Below are 14,254 nucleotides of genomic sequence, written 5' to 3'. Positions count from 1 at the left end.
CCTCCGCCCTGTGCCGATGTGGCATTCAGCCCGCGCCATCGTGCCGACCAGCTCATCCGCCGGGTATCTGCAGCAAGGACTCCGGAACCTCGCCTAGTGATCGCAGGTTGCCGCCGCTCAGATCGCGCTCCAGGTCTCCGCGCGCCCATCCGTAGTATCCGGCGAACACCCGGAGGGCAGTGACGGCTTCCCGGGCCGGCCCGGGGTCGGCGGACAGGTCCACCAACCCGAGCCGACCGGCGAGCGGAGTGAATCCGCCGAACGGGGCCGCGGCGGGGGTGACCTCGGCGAGCGCGAGCGCGATGTACCGATCGACCGGACCTCCGTCGAACACGACCGCCGGTTCCTGCGCCAGCTCCGCCCATTCGGGGAGGGCCGCCCGTACAGACTGCTCGGTGGGCTGGTTCAGGCGGATCGCCAGCGCACCGCGAAAGTCGTGCGCCACCACCAACAGAGACGCGTCACCCAGCTCGGCATCCATTTCGGCGACCAGGACTTGGCCCACCAGGCTGTGTGGCCGATGATGCGCCGCGTTGCGCACGAACGGAAGCCTTGCGCCGTTGTTGTCGGTGCGCAGCTGTGGCTCCGGATAGCCGTTCGCGTGCAGAGCACCGCGCAGGCTCTGCCAGATCGTGTGCAGATCAAGACCCTCGGGCCCGTCGTCGACCCCGCGACGCAGCAGCGACAGCAGCTCATGGGTGAACGCGGTATGGCTCGCCCCCGCCGGCGCCACGGCAGTCCGGTTCGCGGGCGCGGCCGCCAGTATGCACGAGCCACCGATCGCGAGCTGGGCGCCGAGATCGGCCGGGTCCGACATGGCCTCGAAGGCCCGTCCCGAGAAGCAGCAGTCGAGGATGACCAGCCGATTGAGTGCCGGGGAGTCTCGGACATAGTCACGGACCACGCTGTACGGCACCTGGGTGGTCCGCTTGCTCGTCCGTGATTGGGTCACCGTGAGGTAGAGATCTCCCCTGGAATCCAACAGCCCGTGTCCGGCGTAGTAGAGCACCAGCCAGCCGTCCGGCTCGACCTCCTCATTGGCCAGCGCGAGCGCGTCTTCGATATCACCGCCCTGATGCGGGTCGACCCGTTCGTGGCAGCGGCCGGGGTGCAGTCCCCACAGATCCGGATCACGGAACGCGGTCGACAGTCCGGTGACATTGTTCGCCGTGGCCGGGAGAGGGGAGAGGTCCTCATACGCTGCGACACCGATGAGCAACGCGACCGACGCGGCGGTATCGGGAAGAGTGACGCTGGTCAAATGTCCTCGTTCCGATCTCGAGCCGGGGGCGCGAGGCCCTCCTGGATTCGTCGGGCCACCTGCTCGGGATCCTTGATCCGCCTGCTGTCGATCTCGATTTCGCGGTCGCCGTCGCGGACCTTGACACGGGTGACCCGGGCGCGACTGCCGACCCATGCACCAACGGCCGTAGCGACGGCGGTCAAGAGGCCGGGATTCTCGAACACGATCTTCAGGCCGTCGCTCCAGGCGCCCATGTCGTCCGGTCCGGGCTCTTCCGAGCAGGGGTGAACGACAATGCCCGGAGGGAACTGCTCACGGCGGAGCCAGTCCTGCAACGCGAGCACCGCCCCATGATCGTCCGACGACACCGTGATGTACCCCACATCGGTACGGTATTCGGGTCGTTGCACTGAGACAACCCACGGTCACGGCGTGCTAGGCGACGAGGGGCGGCGGCACGAGCGCGCTCCGCAATGTGGAGAGACCCCGTGGCGTAATGGTCCGGAAACATCGGCTGAACGGGCCACTGCGGACCGTGACGGTCATCGTTTGGATGTGTTGCGTGATCGCTCCCGGGTACGCACCCGCCACGTCGCGCTGGCCGCGGATCATCGGCGGCCTCGTCGTGCTCGCCCTGGTCGCCGCGGCCGGCCTGCTGGGCTATGCCAAGTGGCGTGACCGCGGCGGCGACGAGGTCCTGACGACCTCGGGCGGTCAGCTCAACACCCCCGTGCCGGACGGCAAGCTCGTCTTCACCGTCACCGCCGTGCGCTGCCGGGTCGCCAGTGTCGGCGACGGGTCGGTCGACCTGGAGCCGGAGGGCTCGTTCTGCCTCGTCGACGTCGTGGCCCGCAACGCGTCGCCGAGCGCGCTGCCGTTCGACAGCGCGGCGCAGAAGGCGTACGACGGCAAGGGATCCGCACACGAGAACGACATGCAGGCCGCGGTCGTGGTGAACCCGGACCGGAACTTCATCTATCCGATCGCCGCCGGCAACGAGGCGCGCGGGACGCTGGTCTTCGACGTGCCCAAGGGCGAGACCCTGGCGGCGGTGGAGCTGCACGAGTCGTTCGACTCCACCGGCGCCAGGATCGCCCTCAGGTAGCGGCGCCGGCCAGCTCGGGCTCCTCGCGGCGGGCGAGCTCGCGGCCGAGCTTCGCGCCCTCGATGTCGACGTCGGGCAGGACCCGGTCGAGCCGGCGCGGCAGCCACCAGGCCGACCGGCCGAGCAGTGACAGCACGGCGGGCACGATCGTCATCCGTACCAGGAAGGCATCGACCGCGACGCCGAAGGCGAGCGCGAAACCGAGCGACTTGATGATCGCGTCGTCGGCGAGGATGAAGCCGGCGAAGACGCTGATCATGATGAGGGCGGCGGCGGTCACCACCCGGGCGCCGTGCCGCACCCCGCTGATCACGGCCTCGTCCGGCGAGGCGCCGTGCACGAACTCCTCGCGGGCCCGCGTCACCAGGAAGACCTCGTAGTCCATGGCGAGGCCGAACAGCACGCCGATCAGGAAGATCGGCATGATGCTGACGATCGGCCCGGTGCTGTCCAGGCCGAGCAGGCCGGACAGCCAGCCCCACTGGAAGACCGCGACCACCGCGCCGAAGGTGGCGGCGACCGAGAGCAGGAAGCCGAGCGTGGCCTTGACCGGCACCGCGACGCTGCGGAAGACCAGCATCAGCAGCAGGATCGCCAGGCCGACCACCACGGCCAGGTACGGGATCAGCGCGTCGTTCAGCTTCTCGGAGACGTCGATGTTGATCGCCGTGGTGCCGGTGACCGCGAGCGTCGCGCCCGGCACCGTGTGGTCCCGGATCGCGGTCACCAGGTCGTGGGTGGCCTCGCTGCTCGGGCCGCTCGCCGGGATCACGGTCAGCAGCGCGGTGTCGCCGGCCTTGTTGACGGTCGGCGGGGCCACCATGACGACGTCGTCCAGCCCGGAGATGACCTTCGTGGCCGCCTGCGCGGCACCGGTGGCCCGGCCCGTGGGCGCCTCGACGACCACGATGAGCGGCCCGTTGAAGCCGGCGCCGAAGCCCTCGGCGAGCTGGTCGTACGCCTTGCGCTGGGTGGAGTCGACGGCGGCGGTGCTGTCGTCGGGCAGCGCGAGGCGCAGGTCGGCGGCCGGGACGGCGATCACGGCGAGCACGCCCGCGGCGAGCAGCAGGGCGGGGACGCGGCGGCGCACCACGAACCGGGCCCAGCGCTCACCGAACGGCATGCCGGTGGCGGAGCGCCTGCGCCGCTTGGCGAGGATCTTGTCGCCGGCGAAGCCGAGCAGCGCGGGCAGCAGGGTCAGCGTGATCAGCACGGCGACCGCGACGGTGCCCGCGGCGGCCAGGCCCATGCTGGTGAGGAAGCCGATGCCGGCCACCGACAGCGCGGCCAGCGCGATGATCACGGTGAGGCCGGCGAAGACCACGGCGGATCCCGCGGTGCCGATGGCGCGCCCGGCCGCGTCCTCCTTGCTGCGGCCCTCGGCCAGCTCGTGGCGGTAGCGGGAGACGACGAAGAGCGCGTAGTCGATGCCGACGGCGAGGCCGAGCATCGTGGCCAGGGCGGAGGTCGATCCGCTGAGGTCGAGGAAGCCGGTGGCGATCTGGATGCCCAGCATGCCGACGCCGACGCTCGCGATCGCGGTGAGCAGCGGCAGCCCGGCCGCCACGAGCGCCCCGAACGTGATGACCAGGACCACCGCGGCGACGACCACGCCGATCGCCTCGGTGGCTCCGCCCGCCTCGGCGGCCTGGGTCGCGGTGCCGCCGAACTCGACCTCGACGCCGGCCGGCTCGGCGGTGCGCCCGGCCGCGTACAGGGCCTCGCGGTCGTGCTCGGTCACGCCGCCGGCCGCGACCGTGTAGGTCACGCTCGCGTACGCGGTCTGCTTGTCGGCCGACATCGTCGGCTCGGTGACCGCGGCGACGTCGGGGGCGCCGCGCAGCGCGGTCACCGCCCGCTTCAGCGCCGCCTGCTGGTCGGTGTCGGTCAGCTTCGTGCCGCCGTCGACGGTGAAGACGACCTGGGCGGACGCGGTGTCCCCGCCGCCGCCCATCTTCTCCTTGATCACCTCCATGGCCCGCGACGACTCCGTGCCGGGGATGGAGAAGGCGTCGCTCGTCGGGCCGGAGAGGGTGGCCGCGCCCACGCCGAGGATCGCGAAGAGCAGCAGCCACGCAACGGTCACCCGGCGGCGCCGCCGGAACGAGAACCGGCCGAGCCGGTAGAGGAGTGTCGCCACCTGGGAAGCCCTCCGAGAGGTCGAGAAGAAGTGACCTCTCCACGGTCGTCTTCCCCGGCGCGAACGTCGTCGTCCCAGCGCGGTCGGTGCGTACCACGTCCGCGGTATCTCCGGCGGGCGCCCGCTACTGCGCCAAGACGACGCCGGGGCGGGACGGCGGCGCCTACCGTCGAGGGTGATGAGGACCAGGGTCGAGGCGTGGGCGCGCCGGCGCCAATCCACGCTGTGGGACCTGCTGATCGCCGTGATCATCGGCTGGGCCACGGTGCAGATCGAGCAGGCGCAGGGCGAACGGCGCTACGTCGTGCTCACCACGATCGCGGTCGCGGCGGTCTTCGCGCGCCGCCGGTGGCCGTTCGCGACGCTCCTGGTCGTCACCGTGGCCACACTGGTGACCATCGCGACCCGGGCGCCCTCCGGCGGGCTGCTGCTGGCGCTCGGCGTGGTCCTGTACGCGGTGCCGTTCCGCCCGCGGGAGTACGCGTGCGCCGTCTCCGCGGCGATCTTCGTGACCGGGCTGATCGCCGACACCAGCAGCTGGTGGAACATCCAGGCCCTGGCCGCGTTCTCCTGGATCTTCGGCGGGGCCGGTCTCGGCCTCGGCGTGCGCGCCCGCCGGGCGTACATCGCCGAGGTGACCGAACGGGCCCGCCAGGCGGAGCAGACCCGCGAGGAGGAGGCCCGCCGCCGGGTGATGGACGAGCGGCTGCGCATCGCCCGCGAGCTGCACGACGTGGTGGCGCACCACATCGCGGTGATCAGCGTGCAGGCCGGCGCCGCCGGGCATGTGCTCCAGAAGCACCCCGAGCAGGTCTGGCCCGTGCTCGGGCACATCCGGGACGCGGCGGACACGGTGCTGCGCGAGATCCAGTCGGTGATCGGCGTGCTCCGCGACCCCGACGAGGTGGACAGCACCGAGCCCACGTCCGGGCTCGACCGGCTGCCGGACCTGCTCAGCGGTCTTCGCGCGGCGGGCTTCCGGGTACGCGACGTCAGCCGCGGCACGCCGCGCGCGCTGCCCGCGGTGACCGACCTCGCCGCGTACCGGATCGTGCAGGAGGCCCTGACCAACGCGCACCGCTACGGCGACGGCTCGGCCGGCCTGGAGATCTCCTACGACGCGGACGCGATCACCATCGACGTCACCAACACGATCGTCGGGTTCCGGGTGGCCACCCGGTCGGGCTCGGGGTTCGGCCTGATCGGCATGCGGGAGCGGGCCGCGGCGGCGCACGGGACCCTGACCACCGGACCGGACGGCGACGGGCGCTACCGCGTACGAGCCGTCCTGCCTGTCGCACCGCCGAAGGGAACCACCGATGACCATCCGTGTGCTGCTCGCTGACGACCAGGCGCTGATCCGCGCCGGCTTCAAGATGATCCTCGACGCCGAGGACGGTCTCGAGGTCGCCGGCGAGGCGTCGGACGGCGCGGAGGCCGTCGAGCTGGCCCGCTCGGCGCGGGTCGACGTGGTGCTGATGGACATCCGCATGCCGCGCCTGGACGGGCTGGAGGCGACCCGGCGCATCTGCGCCGACGACCACCTGGCCGGCGTCCGCGTGCTCGTGCTCACCACGTTCGAGAACGACGACAACGTGGTGCTCGCGCTGCAGGCCGGGGCGAGCGGCTTCCTCGGCAAGAACGTGGCCCCCGCCGACCTGGTCAACGCGATCCGCGTGGTCGCCGGCGGCGAGGCCCTGCTCTCCCCGCGCGCCACCCAGGGCCTGGTAGGCCGCTTCCTCGACCAGCTCCGCCCGCCGCCCGCGCAGGCGCTGGCCGCCCTCGACGTGCTCACCGACCGCGAGCGCGAGATCCTCGTGCTGGTCGCGCACGGCCTCTCGAACGAGGACATCGCGCAACGCCTCTACGTGTCGCCGCTGACCGCCAAGACCCACGTCAACCGCGCGATGGCCAAGCTGAACGCCCGCGACCGCGCCCAGTTGGTGGTGCTCGCCTACCAGAGCGGCCTGGTCCGGCCGGGCGACCCCCTGCCGAGCCCGTGAAGGCCCTACCCTGTGCCGGGTGCTCAGGCTGATGTCGTGGGCGATCGTCGCCCCGTTCTTCACGCTCCTGGTCCAGCTCGCGATCGGCGACCCGGACTTCACCGCCGCCGGCTTCCTCCCGCCGGTGGCGACGGTGCTCGCGTGCGCGCTGGTGAGCGTCCCGCTGCACGAGGGCGGCCACCTGCTGGCGGCGCTCCTGCTGCGCCTCGAGGTGACCGAGGTGAGGATCCGGTACGCGGCGCCGGCGTACGTCCGCGTCCGGGCCGGCGCCCCGAGGTGGCGCTTCGTCCTGTTCCACCTGGCCGGCCCGGCCGTCAACGCCGGGATCGCGGCCGCCCTCTTCCACTACGCGACCCGCCCGATGCCGCAGCTCGCCCGGGAGTGCCTCGCGGCGGCGGCGCTCACCAGCGCCGTGCTGGGCCTGGAAAACCTGGTGCCGCGCACCTTCGACGGCTTCCGCAGCGACGGCGCCGAGGTGCTGCGCCGGCTCTTCCGGCCCGCCCAGGCCCGCGCCGACATCGCGCTGGCCCCGGAGGCGCTGCGCCGCGTGGCCGACGGCACCATCGACGACGCGGCGCTGGACGCCTTCATCGACACCACCGCCGACGCCCGGGTCGCGACCGCCGCCGTGTGGCTGCGCTTCCTGCGCAAGCAGGGCCTGCGCGCCGGCAACGGCAGCGAGCCGCTGACGGTCGCCCACGTCACCATCGGCCCGTCGGCCGCGGCCGACCATGCCCGGGTCCACGCGTACGTCACCTCGTCCGCCGCGGAGCCGGAGGTCTTCGACGCCCTGGCGCCGGCGGTCGGAGTGCTCCCGGGCCTGGGGCAGCTGCACCGCGTGCTGGTCGACGGCATGCCGGCCGATCCCGTCGCCGTCGCCCGGATCGAGGCCGTCGCCGCCGCCTACGCCGGCCGCCGTCCCGAGGCCCTGTATCGCCGGGTCCTCGACTCCCTTGTGGACCTGCTGGGCGGGCGGCCGGCGGAGGCCCACGACCGCCTGCTCGGGATCGAGCCGACGGCGGAGGCCGACAGGACGGACGCGGTGTCGATCCGGCTGCTGGCCGCATCGCGCCTGGGTGACCACGCCGAGGCGGACCGTCTGGTGCACGCCCTGCGCGCCGTCCACGCCCGGGCCGGAACCCCGGGCGGCGGGGAGCTGCCGCCGGTGCTGGCCGCGATCCTGGCGGGCAGCCGGAACGGCATGGTCACGCCGGGAGAGGCTCCGCCGGGTCGGTGAAGTCGAAGTCGAAGGTGCCGGCCTCGACCCGCTCGATGAGCTCGGCGACGCCGGCGGCCTGAGGGATGGCGTTGTGCCAGCCGTCGCTGGTGATGTCGACGAGCAGGACCGGCGGATCGTCCTCCCGCAGGTCGAGCACCAGCTGTTCGCGGGATCCGTTGCCGCCGATGATGGCGAGGCCCGGGTGCAGGCCGGCAGCCTCCTCCCAGGCCTCGAGCAGCTCGGCCGACCAGCGCGGCGGGTGCAGCTCGACGAAGGCGCCGCTCTCCAGCCACCCGCGGCGGAACCAGGACTCGCTCTGCAGGTAGGCGCGCCACGCGGCCGGCAGGGCGGGCGCCCCGGCGAACTCGTCGTCGCCCACCGGGCCGCGGAACTCGGCCTCCTCGACGATGACCCCGGCGATGTGGGCGTTGAACTCGTCGAGCTCCCCGGCCGGGATCCGGTACTCCAGCACGTCACGGCCGCCGGCCTGGCGCACCTCGTGCCGGTCCAGATAGGAGCGCCGGACGTCGAACCGGGTCACGTGGCCGACGCCGCCGGCGGGCACGTTCCACTCGCGGGCGATCTTCGTGGCGTACCAGCGCTGGAGCACCGGATAGAAGATCGGCTGATCCGGCAGCCGCGGCGGCCAGGCCCGCCAGCCCGAGGCGGCCACGAGATCGAGCTCGGCCTGCCCGGTGGGCCGCCACAGGGTGGTCGTCTCGGAGTCGTCCACGGCTCGTCCTTCGTGCTCGTCCGGCGTCCCGTCGCAGCGTAGCGGCGCGCACAGGCCGAGCACGACGTCGCCAGGGGCCCATCGCCCGGCGCGCCCGCCGTCGGGGTGCGGCGACGGGCCGGTTCCGGCAGGTCGGGCAACGCTGGAACGATGCCCTGCGAGCGCTGTGTGGGAATCTGTGTGGGAATCTGTGTAGGAATCTGTGTGGGAATCCGGCAGCCGAGAGGGCGCCTCGTGGACAAGACCGAACTAGCAGACCTCCTGGAGTCACTGCGCACCCATGGCGCCGATCACTACACCTGCGAGGCGAAGAGGGCTAAGGGCGGCATTCCGGCCACGCTGTGGGAGTCGGTCAGCGCGTTCTCGAATGCGGCAGGTGGCGTGATCCTGTTGGGCGTCGACGAGAAAAGCGGCTTCACCGTTACGGGAATTGATGACCCGGCAGCGACGGAGGCCCAAATCGGCGCGATCTGCTCGGAGATGGAGCCGCCCATCCGGGCCGAGATCGTCACCCTTGCCCTGGACGGGAAGAACGTCACGGTCTGCACCGTGCCTCAACTACCGCGCGATCAGCGGCCGTGCCACAGACGAGCGCTCGGCCCGTGGGCCGGATCGCGGATTCGGGTCGCTGACGGCGACAGAAAGCTGACCGACTACGAAGTCGCTGTCCTCCTGGCGAACCGGACGGAACCTCGGTGCGATCTGACGCCCGTGCCGGCAGCCCGACGCGAAGACTTCGATCCCGTGCTCGTCGACGCGTTCCTCCGCCGGATCCGTGAAACCCGTAGCGAGATCTTCCAGCGTGTCGACGACGACCGCGCACTCGCCATGCTGAACGTCTTGACCGCGTTCGAGGGTCGGCTGGTACCCACGCTGGCCGGACTTCTGGTGTTCGGCGTGTACCCACAGACTTTCGAGCCTCAGCTGGACATCACGGTCGTGGTCTATCCATCGAGCGAAGCCGGCGTACTCGGCCGGTTCGGCGAACGTTTTGTCGAGAACCGGTCCATCGATGGCCCGATCCCGCTGATGGTCGCGGAGAGCATCCGGATTCTGAAGCGCAACATGCGCCGACGCAGCATCGTGTCCGGCATCTATCGAGTCGACGAATGGGAGTACCCGGAGGAGGTGCTGCGCGAGGCTCTGGTGAACGCGCTGGTTCACCGCGATTACTCGGAGTTCGCCCGTGGCACTCAGGTGCAGGTCGAGATGTATCCGGACCGGCTGATGATCCGGAATCCAGGCGGACTGTACGGGCCCGTGGAAGTGGGCTCGCTGGGTGCGGTCACCGTCACTTCTTCGCGGAACCGGGCCCTCTTGAAGATTCTCGAAGACACCCCCTTCGGCGATGGCCACATGGTCTGCGAGAACCGCGGAACGGGAATCGCACGCATGCTGATGGGTCTCACCGAGGCGGGCATGGAACCCCCCATTTTCACCGATGACATCTCGACGTTCACCGTCGAGTTCCCCAACCACACTCTCCTGGACGAGGAAGCCCTGGCGTGGCTCGCTTCCTTGCCGGTACCGCCGCTGACACGGTCGCAGATGACCGCCTTGGTCATGATGCGCAACGGTGGGGTGCTGACCAACAGCAGCTACCGAGCCTCCACCGGTGTCTCGGACAGCAGAGTCGCGACCCGCGAACTCAAAGAGCTGGTCGACGCCGGCGTCGTCGAGCAGACGGGTACACGGGGCTCAGCGACTTACCAGGTGGTCTCGGCTGCTCGTCAGCGGCCGAGTGACACAGCCGCGCGTCCCGCCCGGTTGTCCGCCAACGAGGCGAGCGTTTTGGCAGTCCTTGCCGATGGCCCTCTTTCACGGGCAGACATCGAGAGCGCGACGGCTCTCACCAAGGAACAGGTGAACTATGCGCTGCAAACCCTCCGGCAGAAGGGCCGCATCGATCTGATCGGTAAACAACGATCGCGAAGTGCGCGGTGGCGCGCCGTCGATTAGCTTGCTCGGGCCCGGATGATCAGGGCGGCGCCGAACAGGGCCGGCAGCACCATCACCTGCGGGAGCACGGCGATCAGGCCGTGGCCGTCGAGGCGCCAGTCGGTCCAGAGGCCGACCGCCGCGGCCAGCGCGATGATCGCGGCGCCGGTGAGGGTGTCGCGGGTGGCGGGGCGGGGTGCCGGGGCGGGCAGCGGCCGGTCGGGCTCCACGGCCATGCCGGCGATCAGGCGGCGGTAGCCCTCGGGCGTGCCGATCGCGGGGCGCTCCTCGGGGTGGGCCAGGTAGAAGCGGATCGCTGCGGCCACGAAGGCGCCGGAGGTGGTGTCGAAGATCAGGACGTCGCGGTTGGCGGGTCTTCCGGTCACTTCGGGGTCTCGTACGAGGGTGAGCGTCACCTCGCCGTCGAGCTCGTTGCGGGGCTGGGTGTCGGCGAGCGCCGTCCACGGGACGAAGAAGGCGCCGGCGAGCTTGCCGGCTCGTACACCCGTGGGGGTGAGCGTGACGCCGATGCCGTGCCACAGGCCGTACGCGTAGAAGGGCAGCGGCGCGAGCGTGGCGATCAGCAGCACCACCCACGCCGTGCGGTCGGTCTCGCCGAGGCCGAGCGCCAGGCACGCGGCGATCAGCGCGACGTGGGCGAGGCCGGCCAGGATGATCGCGGGGCCGTGCGGCGTGGCGAAGCCGGGCATCGCCGGGGTGCGCGGGCGCTCGGCGAACCACCAGGAGAGCAGCGCGAGGACGACCGCGACGCCGATGAGGGTGGCGCCGCGGCCGGCGAGGGCCGCGACAACGAGAACCGCCGCGCCACCCAGCAGGGTGGCACGGCGGTGCCGGACGAGAAGCACGGTCACAGGCTAGCGGCGCGGGGTGACGGCAACCTGAAAGATGGGCAAACGGCCGAGCTTGCGGTACGCGTTCAGGGCCGCCGGGGTGCTGTCCACCGACGAGTCCTGGCCCTTCTGGTTGCTCGGCGTCTCGAACTGGACCATCGCCTTGATCCGCGGGAACTCGCGGATGTCGTCGCCCATGCGGCGGTAGAAGTCGGCCTTGTAGCGGGTGTTGCGCTTGGACGACCAGACGCCCCACTCGGCGAGCATCAGCGGCTTGTTCGGGTGGCGGGCCACGGCCCAGCTGTAGAAGCCGGGCCAGCTGCGCTTGCCCTCCAGGCGCCGGTTGAGGATCTCGGCGAAGTCGCCGTGGCCGTAGCCGGGATCGCTGTACGCGTACGTGTCGAAGCCGATCCAGTCGACCACGTCGTCGCCGGGGTACATGTGGTTGAACCAGCTCTGCTGCGCGTGCGGCACGTAGGCCATGTGCACGAGCACCGAGACGACGTTGGCGGCGCCCTTGGCGCGCAGCCGCTTGATGACGTGGCGGTACATGGCGGCGTAGTCGCGCGCGGTGTAGCCGGAGCCGGCCTTCTCGCGGACGTCGTTCTCGCCCTCGTGGTGCACGGCGAAGAAGAACTGCTCGGGGAAGTTCTTCTTGAGGTGCACGGCGAGCCGGTCCAGGAACGCGTCGGTCTTGCGGTCGCCCTTGGCGATCTGCGCCCACGACGCGGACTCCGGCTTCCAGTTGAGGAAGAGGATGCGCTTGCGGCCCGGCTCGTGCGCGATGGCGATCTCTTGCTCGGTGGGGAACAGCTGCCGGATGCCGCCGTGGTAGGCGTGGTAGATGGCCTGGTGGCGGCCGGTCTTGCGCTCGAAGCGGGCGAGCGCGGAGCGGCCGCGGCTCTCGGTGTGCGCGCCGGGGGCGACGCCCCAGAGGACGCCGCAGGTGGGCACCAGGTTGTGGCCGGTGTAGCAGCGTCCCCCGCGGCGCTGCTGCTGCGGCTCGGGCTGCGCGGCGGCAGCGGCGGCGGGCGCTGCCAGGTTGGCGATGCGCGGGGCCGGGGCGGGGGCCAGCACGGAAGCCGCGGCACCCGACGCCGTCGTGGCGGCCGCCGAGGGGGTGGCCGGCGACGCCGCGGCGGACGGACGGTGAGCCGGCGGCGCCAGGCCGGGGCGCGCCGCTTGCGGGCCGGCGGGCGGCACGAGCACCGGCTCGACGACCGTGGGGTCACCGAGCGGGAGTCCGATCTGGTCGACCCCGCCCGTGTACGCCCAGGCGAGCGTGGCGGCGACCGAAAGGGCGAATGCCGTGGGTATCGCGGCGAACTGAACAAGCCTACGTCGACTCACGATCAGCCAGTATTGAGGCTTAAGTCCGTTTTGTCTAATACCCGACGGGAAAAGTGCGAGCGAGTGGAGACCCGTCTCGACCGCGATCACGCGGGCTGCCAAACTGTCCCCTTAGTCGGCCCGCAGGGGGATACGGAAGTGAATGGTTCGATGCTGCCCGAGGACGTGCTGCGCGACGCCCCGTCGTACACGCCGCACCCGCACGAGCTGGCGGACCTCGAACTCCTGCTCTCCGGCGCGTACGCGCCGCTGACCGGCTTCCTCGGCCGCGCCGATCTCACCGCGCTGCGCCGGCAGGGCCGGCTCGCCGACGGGACACCGTGGCCGGTGCCGGTCACTTTGGAGGTTCCCGAGGAGATCGCCGGCCGGCTGTCCCTGGAGGACCCGCTGCACCGCACGGTCATCCTCACCGACCCCGAGGGCGCGCCCGTCGCCGCGCTCGAGGTCAGCGACGCGTGGCAGACGGCCGAGCGCCAGTGGGGCGTCGGCGGCCGGGTGACCCGCATGGGCGACGGCGGCCACGGCCCGTTCCAGCGGCTGCGGCGCACGCCCGAGGAGGTCCGCGCCCTGCTGCCACCCGGCCGGGTCCTTGGCGTGATCGCCGACCGGCCGCTGCACCGGCCGCAGCTCGCCCAGATCGCCCACGCGTCCCGCACGCTCGGCGCCCACCTGCTGATCCTCGTGCCGGTGAGCGGGCCGGGCCCCGACGGGCTGCCGCCCGAGGCGCTGGTCCGCACCGTCTTCGCCGCCCGCGACCGGATGCCCCCGGCGACCATCGTCGCGGTGCCGCTGCTGCCCCGCGGCGACGAGATGCGCGACGCCATGCTGCGCGCCCGTGTCGCGAAGTCGTACGGCGTGACCCATGTGCTCTCCACCGGCGAGATGCTCACCGGCGGCAACCTGCGGGTGCTGGTGCCGCGCGAGCTGGCGTACGACAACCGGGACGGCCAGTGGCGCTGGCGCGACGACATCCCGCCGCGCAACCGCCGGCTCGCGATGACCCCGGCCGAGATCGACGACCTGCTCGACCGGGGCTTCCCGCTGCCCGAGTGGCACACTCCCCCGGCCGTCGCCAAGGAGCTGGTGCGCGCCCGGCCGCCGCGCCGCCACCGCGGCCTGGTCGTCTTCTTCACCGGCTTCTCCGGCTCCGGCAAGTCGACCATCGCGCGCGGCCTGGCCGACTCGCTGCGCGAGAGCGGCGAGCGCACGATCACCCTGCTCGACGGCGACGTGGTGCGCCGCGAGCTCTCCGCCGGGCTGGGCTTCAGCAAGGCCGACCGCGACCGCAACGTGCGCCGCATCGGCTGGGTGGCCGCCGAGGTGGGCCGCCACCGGGGCATGGCGGTGGCCTGCCCGATCGCGCCCTACGAGAGCGCCCGCGCCGCGGTGCGGGCGATGGCCGTCGAGGCGGGCGCCGGCTTCGTGCTGGTGCACGTCAACACGCCGCTGGAGGTCTGCGAGCAGCGCGACCGCAAGGGCCTCTACGCCCGGGCCCGGGCCGGCCAGCTGCGCGGCATGACCGGCATCGACGACCCCTATGAGGAGCCGGCCGACGCCGAGCTGACCATCGACACGACCACGATGTCCGTGGCCGAGGCCATCGAGATCGTGATCGCCTATCTGATCGAACACGGCTGGGTGGAGCCGAAAATGTAAGGCACCCATCACGTCG

The 14,254-nt window shown here is 71.8% G+C and carries 11 protein-coding genes and 1 pseudogene; 6 read left to right on the top strand and 6 right to left on the bottom strand.

Features of this window, described 5'->3' with window-relative positions:
• Window positions 1–52 precede the first annotated feature (52 nt).
• Together Ade02nite_RS14010 and Ade02nite_RS14005 are read right to left on the bottom strand one after the other, a co-directional pair.
• The gene (locus Ade02nite_RS14010) at window positions 53–1,261 is read right to left on the bottom strand and encodes a YqgE/AlgH family protein (protein ID WP_203762070.1); all 1,209 of its coding nucleotides are present in this window, start codon (window positions 1,259–1,261) and stop codon (window positions 53–55) included.
• Window positions 1,258–1,626 (bottom strand): effector-associated constant component EACC1, encoded by a 369-nt coding sequence (locus tag Ade02nite_RS14005; RefSeq protein ID WP_203762069.1) that lies wholly within the window; start codon window positions 1,624–1,626, stop codon window positions 1,258–1,260. The genes Ade02nite_RS14010 and Ade02nite_RS14005 overlap by 4 nt, the downstream gene beginning before the upstream one ends.
• A 179-nt stretch (window positions 1,627–1,805) precedes the next feature.
• Here Ade02nite_RS14005 and Ade02nite_RS14000 point away from each other — a divergent pair, with 179 nt between their 5' ends.
• Window positions 1,806–2,348, top strand: coding sequence for a DUF4352 domain-containing protein (locus Ade02nite_RS14000; protein WP_203762068.1), 543 nt, complete (start codon window positions 1,806–1,808; stop codon window positions 2,346–2,348).
• On the opposite strand, the gene Ade02nite_RS13995 is transcribed toward Ade02nite_RS14000, so the two are convergent.
• Window positions 2,341–4,488 carry an MMPL family transporter gene (locus Ade02nite_RS13995; RefSeq protein ID WP_203762067.1) on the bottom strand — a complete coding sequence of 716 codons (2,148 nt, stop codon included), beginning with the start codon at window positions 4,486–4,488 and terminating at the stop codon, window positions 2,341–2,343. The two genes, Ade02nite_RS14000 and Ade02nite_RS13995, sit on opposite strands and share 8 nt — an antisense overlap.
• Window positions 4,489–4,666: 178 nt before the next feature.
• Here Ade02nite_RS13995 and Ade02nite_RS13990 point away from each other — a divergent pair, with 178 nt between their 5' ends.
• Genes Ade02nite_RS13990 through Ade02nite_RS13980 form a run of 3 tightly spaced genes read left to right on the top strand, consistent with a single transcriptional unit; the run spans window position 4,667 to window position 7,728 of the window.
• Window positions 4,667–5,833: a sensor histidine kinase gene (locus tag Ade02nite_RS13990; protein WP_203762066.1), complete on the top strand. Its 1,167-nt coding sequence runs from the start codon at window positions 4,667–4,669 to the stop codon at window positions 5,831–5,833.
• Window positions 5,808–6,491 (top strand): response regulator, encoded by a 684-nt coding sequence (locus Ade02nite_RS13985; protein ID WP_203762065.1) that lies wholly within the window; start codon window positions 5,808–5,810, stop codon window positions 6,489–6,491. The genes Ade02nite_RS13990 and Ade02nite_RS13985 overlap by 26 nt, the downstream gene beginning before the upstream one ends.
• A 19-nt stretch (window positions 6,492–6,510) precedes the next feature.
• A complete protein-coding gene (locus tag Ade02nite_RS13980; protein WP_203762064.1) occupies window positions 6,511–7,728 on the top strand; it encodes a hypothetical protein in 1,218 nt (405 codons plus the stop codon).
• Window positions 7,729–8,095: 367 nt separating this feature from the next.
• Here Ade02nite_RS13980 and Ade02nite_RS13975 read toward each other — a convergent pair.
• Window positions 8,096–8,443 (bottom strand): annotated as a pseudogene (locus Ade02nite_RS13975) (ADP-ribosylation/crystallin J1); the annotation flags it as partial.
• 234 nt (window positions 8,444–8,677) lie between these two features.
• Between Ade02nite_RS13975 and Ade02nite_RS13970 the strand changes: the two are divergent.
• Entirely contained in the window at window positions 8,678–10,402 is a 1,725-nt protein-coding gene (locus Ade02nite_RS13970; RefSeq protein ID WP_203762063.1) for an ATP-binding protein, read from the top strand.
• On the opposite strand, the gene Ade02nite_RS13965 is transcribed toward Ade02nite_RS13970, so the two are convergent.
• The gene (locus tag Ade02nite_RS13965) at window positions 10,399–11,247 is read right to left on the bottom strand and encodes a hypothetical protein (protein ID WP_203762061.1); all 849 of its coding nucleotides are present in this window, start codon (window positions 11,245–11,247) and stop codon (window positions 10,399–10,401) included. The two genes, Ade02nite_RS13970 and Ade02nite_RS13965, sit on opposite strands and share 4 nt — an antisense overlap.
• Window positions 11,248–11,256: 9 nt before the next feature.
• Window positions 11,257–12,582 carry a glycoside hydrolase family 26 protein gene (locus Ade02nite_RS13960; RefSeq protein ID WP_203762059.1) on the bottom strand — a complete coding sequence of 442 codons (1,326 nt, stop codon included), beginning with the start codon at window positions 12,580–12,582 and terminating at the stop codon, window positions 11,257–11,259.
• Window positions 12,583–12,732: 150 nt separating this feature from the next.
• Here Ade02nite_RS13960 and cysC point away from each other — a divergent pair, with 150 nt between their 5' ends.
• Entirely contained in the window at window positions 12,733–14,238 is a 1,506-nt protein-coding gene (gene cysC / locus Ade02nite_RS13955) for an adenylyl-sulfate kinase (protein ID WP_203762151.1), read from the top strand.
• Window positions 14,239–14,254 lie beyond the last annotated feature (16 nt).

The sequence above is a fragment of the Paractinoplanes deccanensis genome (assembly GCF_016862115.1).
Taxonomy (GTDB): Bacteria; Actinomycetota; Actinomycetes; order Mycobacteriales; family Micromonosporaceae; genus Actinoplanes; species Actinoplanes deccanensis.
Note: the sequence above shows the minus strand (reverse complement) of the source record. Positions and strands in the feature narration are given on the sequence as shown.

Coding starts and splice junctions, on each gene's coding strand:
- Ade02nite_RS13990 (WP_203762066.1), top strand. CDS start 4,667: ATGAGGACCAGGGTCGAGGCGTGGGCGCGCCGGCGCCAATCCACGCTG.
- Ade02nite_RS13985 (WP_203762065.1), top strand. CDS start 5,808: ATGACCATCCGTGTGCTGCTCGCTGACGACCAGGCGCTGATCCGCGCC.
- cysC (WP_203762151.1), top strand. CDS start 12,733: ATGCTGCCCGAGGACGTGCTGCGCGACGCCCCGTCGTACACGCCGCAC.